7 protein-coding genes and 1 pseudogene are annotated in these 10444 nt (G+C 35.7%); 4 read left to right on the top strand and 4 right to left on the bottom strand.

Annotated elements, in window-relative coordinates; all coding sequences use genetic code 11:
* A pseudogene (locus tag QXW15_RS07385) lies at positions 1-372 on the bottom strand (ABC transporter permease); the annotation flags it as partial.
* Between the two features lie 106 nt (positions 373-478).
* Here QXW15_RS07385 and lipB point away from each other — a divergent pair.
* Positions 479-1117: a lipoyl(octanoyl) transferase LipB gene (gene lipB / locus QXW15_RS07380; RefSeq protein WP_048101533.1), complete on the top strand. Its 639-nt coding sequence runs from the start codon at positions 479-481 to the stop codon at positions 1115-1117.
* A 7-nt stretch (positions 1118-1124) separates the two neighbouring features.
* Here the strand turns inward: lipB and QXW15_RS07375 are convergent, their stop codons facing one another.
* Positions 1125-2285, bottom strand: a complete 1161-nt coding sequence (locus tag QXW15_RS07375; protein WP_048101534.1) for an alanine--glyoxylate aminotransferase family protein — start codon at positions 2283-2285, stop codon at positions 1125-1127.
* Between the two features lie 55 nt (positions 2286-2340).
* Positions 2341-4047, bottom strand: coding sequence for an MFS transporter (locus QXW15_RS07370; RefSeq protein ID WP_342790242.1), 1707 nt, complete (start codon positions 4045-4047; stop codon positions 2341-2343).
* A 138-nt stretch (positions 4048-4185) separates the two neighbouring features.
* On the opposite strand from QXW15_RS07370, the gene QXW15_RS07365 reads away from it, so the two are divergent.
* The 3 genes from QXW15_RS07365 to QXW15_RS07355 are packed head-to-tail and all read left to right on the top strand — an operon-like array spanning position 4186 to position 8225.
* Complete coding sequence (locus tag QXW15_RS07365) at positions 4186-5976, top strand: amylo-alpha-1,6-glucosidase (RefSeq protein ID WP_287951061.1); 1791 nt, start codon at positions 4186-4188, stop codon at positions 5974-5976.
* On the top strand, positions 5977-7119 hold the full coding sequence (locus QXW15_RS07360) for a glycosyltransferase family 4 protein (protein ID WP_048101537.1): 1143 nt from the start codon (positions 5977-5979) through the stop codon (positions 7117-7119).
* On the top strand, positions 7116-8225 hold the full coding sequence (locus QXW15_RS07355) for a glycoside hydrolase family 57 protein (RefSeq protein WP_287951059.1): 1110 nt from the start codon (positions 7116-7118) through the stop codon (positions 8223-8225). Before QXW15_RS07360 ends, QXW15_RS07355 begins: the two co-directional genes overlap by 4 nt.
* Before the next feature lie 83 nt (positions 8226-8308).
* Here the strand turns inward: QXW15_RS07355 and QXW15_RS07350 are convergent.
* Positions 8309-10444, bottom strand: a 2136-nt coding sequence (locus QXW15_RS07350) for an LAGLIDADG family homing endonuclease (protein ID WP_342790238.1), incomplete at its 5' end; no start/stop codon positions are given.

Here is a 10444-nt window from a genome sequence, read left to right as displayed (position 1 = left end):
AACTATGAAAAAGGATGATAGCAGTGCAGCGGTATACTTCCCAAGAAATAAAACTGACCTTTTTACCGGCTGAACAAGTATGTAATATGCTGAACCGGTGCCAACATCGCCTGAAATTAAATCACCACCAAAAAATGAACCGACTACAACAATAATATCCAGAAGTGATGTATCAAGATATTTTAAAAAAAATGTTGGCGAGTTTGAATCCTTTAACGTTGTGTATTCCACATGAAACATTAAAAGTATAACCGCAATCGAAACTATTAATGAAAAAAGGGTAAGCCCGATAAACCTTTTGGTCTTAATATAACCCAGTAACTGATATTTAAACGATGTATAGTACTGTTTCAAATTTGTATCCTGTGGCATATGCCTTAATATATAAATGATTTATTTAAAGATTGCCCATAAATATAATAAAAATCAAAAAAAGTCCTTTGCAAATTAAATATATACTGTTTCATAATATCATATTATGCCAGATATTTATGTGCTTGGTGTTGAGGATTATAAAAAAATTCTGGATTTTCAGAGAAGGTTAAATAATTTAAGGAATCAGAATAAAATAGATGATTCATTTATAATTCTTGAACATAATGATGTTTATACCTCAGGTGTTCACTATAAAGGCGCAATGGACAACATTATAAAGACTGAGCGCGGTGGATATTTAACATACCATGGCCCTGGACAGCTGGTAGCATATTTTATTATAAATATGAAGGAAGGTAATAAGAATGTGCTTGATGTTATCAGATTGATTCAGAAAACCGTTACTGATTTCCTTGAAATTTATAATATTGATGCTCATCCTGAACTAAATGAAAAAACAGGTGTCTGGGTAAATAATAAAAAGATATGTTCAATAGGCCTCGCAATAAAAGGTTTTTCAACACTGCATGGCATGGCATTAAACATTAATACAGACCTTAAAAAATTTTATCTGATAAACCCCTGCAATTTTGATCCTGAGATAATGACCTCAATTGAGGAAATAAAGGGATTTAAAATACCAATGGATGATGCAAGAAAAAAATATATGGAAATACTTATCAGGGATTTTAAAATTGAAAATTATAATTTATATACAAAAATAAATGATTTTTACATTTGAATAAAATTTAGTCTTTAATGTTTGAGGATAGATATTCCTGTGCTGCAGATACACCAGAATTGGCAGGTATTTTCCTGCCCATATCCCTCAGAACCCGCTCTATTACGGCCACTGTTGAAATTGCATCGTTCTGGTTTATCCAGCCCATATGTCCAATTCTTACATATTTTCCAGCATATTCCGGGACTATGCCTGTGGCCATTTCTATACCATTATTAAGGCATTCTGAAAGAAAATCATTCATGCTTATGCCATCAAGCATCATTCCGGTAACTGTGTGGCTTTCAAAACCCTTTTCAGCCATTACAGGCATATCCATACCATTTAATCCGGCCCTGATTGCACCTGAAACTATTTCATGCCTTTTTATTCTGTTTTCAAGAGTTTCCTCCCTTATAAGGTCAAATGCCTTTTCCAGTGAGAATACTATATGCACAGGAAGTGTTGTATAATATCCTGATTTACCGTTCTGGAAGCTGTTCATAACCTTAATCCACTGATTTAAATCTGTGTAAAATCCTGATATTGAATTTTCTGATAAATGGTTAACAGCGTTCTGGGATAAAACCATTAGGGCTGCACCGGGTGGTGCTGCCATGGCCTTCTGGCTGGCTGTGAGGCAGACGTCTATGCCCCAGTCCTGCACATTTAATTTTTCGGCACCTGCACTGGCAACCGCATCAACAACAATGATATCAACCTTATCACGTATTTTCTTTACAAGGGATTCCACAGGATATAAAACACCGGTGCTTGTCTCAACCTGTGTTATTGTAACCATTTTATATTTTCCGTTTTCCAGTTCTCTTGAAACCTCCTCCTGCGGGATTATATGGCCGGGTTCTGATCTTAAATGCTTGATGTTTAGGGGATATTTTTTAAAAATGTTTACCCATCTATCCCCGAAAACACCGGAGCTGACTATAAGTACATTATCACCCTTTTTTAATAATGATGTTACACTCTCCATGGCCATGGTTCCGCTGCCCGGAAGTATGAATGGCTGGTAATCAGGGGCATTCATTACATATTTTAATCCGTTAAGTGCATTTCCCATGGAAGTAACAAATTCTGGTGATGCAAATCCGGTATTATTCCTTACACCGGCCAGTAAAACATCAATATCAATCATGGTTGGTCCAACATGCATTAAGATTTTTCTGTCCATAATAAATAAAATTATTTAATGAATATAAAACTATTCATTATATGGTATATTTTAATTATTTATATTCCTTAAGCCTTTTAATAATTTTAGAGGAGGATCCTGTTTTTTTATCAATACTTATCCTATCCCTATCCCTGAGCAATGAGATTAATCCTGCAAATACCGTTATGCCTGCCACTATAAAGAAAACAGTGTCAAGGGACCCCATGAAGGCAGGGGCAAAAACATAGGAAAACCATGTATTTCCAGTAATCGTGGATAATGCATTTGCAGGTACAGAGGAAATTACAGGCCCTGGAATTCCTGAGATGATTGCTGATACAGGGTTTATTCCAAGGAAGGTTCCAAATATGGCCTCGGTGGGTGGCATGTGGATTAAATATGGTATTAGCTGTCCTGCATTTTTTGCCCTTAGGCTGGAGGAAATTGTTACAGGCAATGATTTAGAAAGCCCATATATAAGAATGGAAAAGAATAACCCCATGCTGGCAGTATATCCTGTATTCCTCATTGTATTCACCATGCCGGATGCGGTTCCACGGGCTTCAGGAGGAACCACAGACATTACCGCAGAAATGTTTGGAGCGTTGAAAAGGCCATAACCAATGCCAAATATAACAAGTATTATGCCCATTAAATAGTATGAAAAGTTATATGGTAAAAATGCAAGCAGAACCAATGAAAATGCTGATATAAATAGGCCTGCAGATGTTAAAATCCTGAATCCATAACGGTCTGATAAACGCCCCCCAAGTATACCGAAAAGGCCCATGGAAACTGTCATTGGCAGCATATATATCCCTGCCCATAATGGTGTTATATAAAATGGATATCCATGTATTGGAAGCCATACACCCTGAAACAGAATTGTTAACATGTACATTAATCCCATCATTTCCATGGCGGATATGAACGCAGTAAAATTGCCTATGCTGAACCCCTTAATTTTGAAAAAATCAATCCTAAACATTGGGTTCCCTGATTTTTTCTCAATAAAGGGAAAGATTATTAACAGCAATGTACCGGTAAGCAGTGAAATTATAACAAATGGATTTGTCCATCCCATTGGATTTTTCCCGTATGGTGTTATTCCATATGTCACACCAATGAGAATTATTATAATACCGGCGGCGAATAGAATATTTCCGGGTATATCAAGCCTGTCCCTTTTCTTCATTGATGTCTCCTTAAGTCTAAAATATGACCAGAATGTGCCAAATATACCAACAGGAACGCTTATGAGAAAAACATCACGCCAGTAAATTACCGATAAAAATCCTCCAAGGACTATGCCTATGCTCACACCGGATACAGCAGCAACGCTATTTATGGATAGGGCAAATCCACGTCCCTCACCTGGAAAATTATCTGTAATGATTGCAAAGCTGTTGGCCATTATAAATGATCCACCAACAGCCTGAACTATTCTAAAAATAATTAATTCGGTGGCTGCTGTGTATCCTGTTCCCGGGGTTAGGTAAAGCAGTATGGATCCGATTGTGAATATTAAAAAACCCAAGTTAAAAAGCCTCACACGGCCGTACATATCTGAAAGCCGGCCTATGGTAAGCAGCAGAACTGATACAACAATCATATAGCTCATTATTGTCCATAAAAGATATGGAAATGATTGTGGTGCCAGTGGGTTCAGATGTATGCCCCTGAAAATTGGTGGAAGTGCCACTATTATTATGCTCGTATTTATTGTGGCCATTAGCTGCCCTATTGTTGTATTGGATAGGGCTATCCATTTTTGCAGCATATTATACTTTATTTATTTTTACTATATAAATATAAAGTGCAAAACAATTTAGCAATTAACTAATTTTTTTATCAAACCCTGTGGATGAATTTAGTATTTTAGGAATTATTATATAATCCCTTGGCTTATTAATTTAATATGGATTATAATTATGAGTGGATCATTGCAAATAAAAATGCAAGCTATTCATCATCCTCAGCATCCTTTGCAAATCTAAGGACGTATCACGGCATTTTTGTAAAAAATATAAATGAGAATTATGATAGAATGGTAATGCTTTCAAAATTCTTTGAGGAATTTGAATTTGATTCAGATAGGATAAACCTGGATTCAAATTACTATCCGGGCACTGTATTTCCCGACGGCAGAAAATATTTAAGTGACCTTAATGATGATCCATATCCCCAGTTTGTATATTCTTCACAGAATTTCAAAATAAAAAAAAGCATAATTATGCATCCACTTAAGGATGTTTTAATAATAAAATATGAAATGGACCCTGAGCCTGAAATTGCAAGATTTTATCCATTATTAAGTTTTAGAAATTCCAATGATATAATAAGAAAGGGTGATCGTATTTTTGTATGGCAGAAAAATGGTAAATTTGTTCATTTTTCATCCGTTCAAAATAATCTTTGGATTGGATCTGATGGCAATTTTATTACAGATAATTTGTGGTATTATAATTTTCAGTATCCTGTTGAAATTGAAAGAGGATCACATTATGAGGAGGATCTGTATCTTCCGGGGCACTTTGAGCTAAGACATCCAGGCAAAAACATTGAAATTACTGTGCATTCTGATGCATCATATGCTGGCGAATCCTTTGATGATACCCTTAAAGAATACATTAAAAGCAGATATAAAATTAGATCAAATAGAATAAATATAAAAAACATGTATGAAAAGGCAAATATTTTCCTCCTTAAAAATAATATAATAGCGGGATATTACTGGTTTGGCCCATGGGGCAGGGATACATTTATATCCCTGCCGGGGCTTGCGCTTATACCCGGCAGATATGAACTTGCCAGGGATATTCTATTTACATATATGAGGCAAATGAAAAATGGGATAATTCCCAAAACAATGGCAGGGGAATATGATGCTGCAGATGTATCGCTCTGGTTTATCTATGCAGTTTATAAGTATTATGAGTACACAAAAGATGTTAACACCATAAGGCATTTTATGCCGGCAATTAAGGAAATTATAGATGGATATATTAGGGGTAATGACTATTATTTTATGGAAAATAACCTTATAAAATTAAAGATGGGCAAGCTGACGTGGATGGATGCGGAGTATAATAATATAATATTCACGCCACGTTCAGGAATGCCTGTGGAGATAAATGCACTATGGTATAATGCGCTTAAAACATATGAGTTCCTCTGCAATGAGGTTTCAATTGGTTATGATGATTCCTATAAAAATATATATAAGTATATCGAAAAAAATTTTGAAAATCTATACATGCATGATGGAAAAATTTACGATGTGCTTCCAGATGATTTTAGATTAAGGCCTAATTTTATTTTTGCCTTTTCACTTCCATTCCCGGTATTAAATAACTTTAATAAATACAAAAATCAGGTTGATAAATACCTTATAACACCATATGGGCTCAGAACATTATCCCCAGAGGATCCTGATTACATACCTGTATATACCGGTGACCGGCTTCACCGTGACAGGGCATATCATAATGGAATCATATGGCCGTGGCTTGCAGGCCCTTATATTACGGCGGCTGTAAGGTCAGGCAACAGTGCTTCAGATTTGCTTGATTATTTTTCATCACTATATAACATGAGGAAAATACCGGAACTCTTTGATGATGATGGGACGCCAAAGGGCTGCATACTTCAGGCATGGAGTTACGGGGAATTAATAAGATCTTACTTTGAGGATCTTGGGGGCAATTAAATGAGGATATCTGTAATCGGCTGGGAGCTTCCGCCTGCATTTTCAGGTGGCCTGGGTGTTCATACCATAAATATATTTTCAATTATAAATAAGATTTTTGATGTAACGCTGTATATTCCAGATGTTTCAGGACTTTATCCATATTATCCATTTAGGGTAAAAAGGGTGAAAACCAATTATAAAATTAATGAAAAAAATATAAGAAATGAAAGTTATTATACCGGATTCGATGGCATTAAATTTCATGATTTTAATGAAAAGATAAAATATTATAATGAGATGGTTGTTGATCAATTCGATCCTGAAACCGATATTATACACTGCCATGACTGGATTACATTTGAGGCGGGCATTGAGCTTAAGGAAAGATATAATAAACCACTTGTAATAACAGTGCACAGTACAGAAATAGACAGATCCGGAAACTTTTTCCCACAAAAATATATAATGGACATTGAAAGAAGGGGCATAAAATATGCTGACAGGATAATAGCCGTATCAGAATACACCCAGAAGATGATTATTAAATATTATAATGCAGATCCAAAAAAAATTTATGTTGTGCATAATGGTATAGATAATACATTCATAAACATGCCGCAGAAATCCTATGATTTATACAGAAACATTCTTTATTTTGGGAGAATTACAACACAGAAAGGACCAAGATTTTTCCTGGATGCGGCATACCGTGTTATAAAGAAATTTCCAGATATTAAATTTACATTTGCCGGTACCGGTGATCAGGAACCTGAAATGAGGAGGATTACAGGTGAACTTGGAATAAATAGGAATGTTATATTCAGGGGCTTTGTAAGCTTTAATGAGCAGATATACTATTATAAAAACAGTGATGTGTTTCTGCTCCCCGCGGTATCCGAGCCATTTGGCATGTCTGTTATAGAGGCAATGAGCACCGGAACCCCCGCAATAATTAGCTACACAACCGGTGTTGGTGAGGCGCTTCATAATGTTTTCAGATCTGATTACTGGGACACTGAACTTTTATCCGAATATATAATCTCAATGCTTCTTCATAGGGGATTAAGAGAGACCATGGGTATAAATGGCCAGATTGAGGCAAGGAAATTTACATGGGAGAGTGCTGCCATTAAAACAATGGAGGTATACAGATCAATATGACGGATAATGTAATAATGTATTTTGAGGTTCACCAGCCGCGTAGGCTGAGACCTTACAGAAGGTACGAAATAGGCAATAATAATTCATTCTTCTGGGACTCTGAAAATGAGAGGATTTTTAAAAGAATTTCGGAAAAATCATACATACCTGCAACAAGAATTTTAATGGAGAATAATATAAATGCCACATTCTCATTATCAGGTACATTTATAGAACAGGCTGAGGTGTTTTATCCAGAGGTTCTTGATGTGTTTAAGGAATACTTTAAATCCGGGCTTGGGGAATTGCTTGATGAAACCTATTATCATAGCCTTGCAGGAATCTATGATGAAAACGAATTTAAAAAACAAATTTCCATGCATGCTGAAAAAATGAAAAATGTATTTGGAATCAAACCCAAAAATTTTAGAAATACAGAATTGATTTACAATACAAATATTGGCAGGATTGTTAAAAATATTGGATACAATTTAATTTTAACAGAATTTACAGACAGATTCAATAACGCCAATTCACCCAACTTTGTTTATAAGGATATTAATGGATTAGGAATGCTTTTAAGGAATTATAATTTAAGTGATGACATATCATTTAGATTCTCAAACAGATCGTGGCCAGAGTTTCCACTTACAGCCGAAAAATATGCATCCTGGATTAAACACTCAGAAGGCGATGTAATTAATATTTTTATGGATTATGAGACCTTTGGGGAGCATCAGGACAGTTCCACGGGAATTTTTGAATTTTTAAAATCATTGAAAACTGAAATGATTAAAAATAATATAAACGACCTCAGGGTAAATGACGCGTTAAAATTTTCTGTTAAATCAGTTATAAATACGGATTCCACAATATCATGGGCTGATACCGGGAGGGACTTATCACCATGGACTGGAAACAGTATGCAGGTTGAGGCGCTAAATATTTTGTTATCAAAGGGCGATAAAATTGATGAAAAACTCTTTGGATATCTTCAGACCTCAGATAATTTTTACTATATGGCAGCAGGCACAGGCCCGGATCAGGAGGTCCATGAATATTTTAATCCCTATAAATCACCATACAACGCATTTTTTTATTTCACAAATATTCTTGAAAATTTTTAAATAGTAATTTACAACAATTGTGTTAATATGTATTTTTTATCCATTAAATGTATAAATTTAAAATAAGGATATTATAAAATATTTTATAAATCGCATTTTCCTGTTGGGCATGCAGGGTCAAATGTGGAGTCAAGTTTCAGGAATTTATCCGGCATTTTTAATGATAAATCAATTTTTTTTTCCTCATCACTTTTTTTTGTCTCCTCAGTTTCCTTTTTTGTTCCTGCATATAATACCTGCTGGCTCTTGCTCCTGTCCCTGTAAACCGTTATACCCTTGCAGTGCAGATCCTTTGCGAGCCTGTATGCCTTTGCAATGTCATCTGGAGTTGCCTCATAGGGAAGGTTAATTGTCTTTGATACTCCGGAATCACAGTATCTCTGGAATGTGGCCTGCATTATTACATGCCATTCAGGATCTATCTCCTGCGCAGTTACAAATATTGATTTCAGGTCATCAGGTAAATCAACATTCTGCAGGTTCCCTGTCTGTGCAACCTTTTCCATTATCTCATTTGAGTAAAGCCCCCTTGACCTTAGGGCATCCTCAAATAGGGGATTTACCTCCAGTAATTCCTGCCCGTTTAGCACATGTCTTACAAAGGCTATGGCAAATAATGGCTCAATTGATGAGGAACATCCGGCAATTATGGATATTGTACCTGTTGGGGCAATGGTTGTTGTTGTTGAATTTCTCATCTTTATTCCGTTTTCCTCCCATTCTGATCCATACCATCCAGGAAATACCCCTCTTTCCTCTGCAAGCCTCTGTGATTCAAGATGTGATTCGTCATTAAGTGTTTTCATGACCTTTTCTGCCATTTCAAGGGCCTCATTGCTGTTGTATGGAATGCCGAGCATTATGAGCATATCGGCAAACCCCATTAATCCAAGGCCTATTTTTCTGGTTTTCCTTGTCATATTTTTTATTTCCTCAACAGGGAATTTATTGGCATCTACAACATTTTCAAGGAACCTTGTGGCTATGTCTATTGTTTCCCTGTACTTATCAAAATTAAACTGACCATTCTCCACAAATTTTGATAGATTTATTGATCCAAGATTGCAGGATTCATAGGGCATAAGCGGCTGCTCGCCACAATTGTGTACCAAAATTCCGCTAGCTACAAATGAATGAGTAGATGGTTCCACCAAATCATAGACGTCATCCTTGCCTATGTATTCTATATTTTCAACCCGTGCAACCCATGAAACATTTTTTGGGCCTTTTGTATAACTATTTATTACCTCATCCATTCTAGCATTTTTTCTTTCAGATATAAACCCTATATTCCTTGCAAAATTTATAAGATTTATACCAGATATATCAAGTTCATGAAAATCTTGTGTTGTATATAGTCTCATATTTCTGTGTGAATCTGGGAGCATTTTGATTCCTGCCTTTTTACGGTTTTTGTAAATACGGCTATAGATGCCGAAATTTAATAATAACATCTGTACCTGTTTCAAAAGTTTAAGGCTTATAGAACCCAGCCTAACAGCATGCCTTGATTTAGTTGAAAATAAAACAGTTCCATCTGCCTCGAACAGTGCCTGTATAAATCCCTTTTGCATTTCCATGGAACCTTCAAATACCTTGTCAGGAACCTTTAATTTTTCATCCAATAAATCATATTCTTTAGCCATTTCCTTTAATCTTTCAGATGCTATTGTTGTGCAGTTTCTGCTCTCTATGTTTACCAGTCCTACATGGTAATCACGGTTATTCGTTGATGGTCTTATTATATTATTTACATAATTTTCAAAATCCTTTGCCAATACGCGATCCTTATCATAGAACGATAGTACAGCACGATCATTGTTATTCCCATTATTTATATGGCCATCTCCCACAAGCCATCCAAGGACCCTTCCTTCCTCAAGGCTGCCATAGCTTCCAAAGGCTCCTCCTTCATTTAGTATTCTTATTTTTTCGCCCTTTCTTAATTTTAATGCCTCTACCCATCCTCTTTCATCGCTGTAGATTTTATGGTCTCCGGTTACCTTTATTTCGAATCCCTCCCTGGTTGTTATCTTATATACATCCTTATAGCCTGTATAAATGACATTTGATGATTTCCTAAAATTACCGCCAAGCCTTCCATCTATCTTTATATTTAATGGCTCTCCCTCATCATACAGCTGTTTTGCTGTTTTTATTCCCTCGGATGTGTATATTCTTGTATCACCTGTTACACAGGGATTTGTTGATTCTATATA

Origin of the sequence: Acidiplasma sp. (assembly GCF_038728925.1) — an archaeon.
Taxonomy (GTDB): domain Archaea; phylum Thermoplasmatota; class Thermoplasmata; order Thermoplasmatales; family Thermoplasmataceae; genus Acidiplasma; species Acidiplasma aeolicum.
The sequence above is the reverse complement of the archived record's forward strand: the minus strand, read 5'-3'. Positions and strand labels throughout refer to the sequence as shown.

What these genes read in the sequence shown, in the direction of transcription:
- lipB (WP_048101533.1), top strand. Translation starts at nt 479, where the DNA reads ATGCCAGATATTTATGTGCTTGGTGTTGAGGATTATAAAAAAATTCTG.
- QXW15_RS07375 (WP_048101534.1), bottom strand. Translation starts at nt 2,285, where the DNA reads ATGGACAGAAAAATCTTAATGCATGTTGGACCAACCATGATTGATATT.
- QXW15_RS07370 (WP_342790242.1), bottom strand. Translation starts at nt 4,047, where the DNA reads ATGCTGCAAAAATGGATAGCCCTATCCAATACAACAATAGGGCAGCTA.
- QXW15_RS07365 (WP_287951061.1), top strand. Translation starts at nt 4,186, where the DNA reads ATGGATTATAATTATGAGTGGATCATTGCAAATAAAAATGCAAGCTAT.
- QXW15_RS07360 (WP_048101537.1), top strand. Translation starts at nt 5,977, where the DNA reads ATGAGGATATCTGTAATCGGCTGGGAGCTTCCGCCTGCATTTTCAGGT.
- QXW15_RS07355 (WP_287951059.1), top strand. Translation starts at nt 7,116, where the DNA reads ATGACGGATAATGTAATAATGTATTTTGAGGTTCACCAGCCGCGTAGG.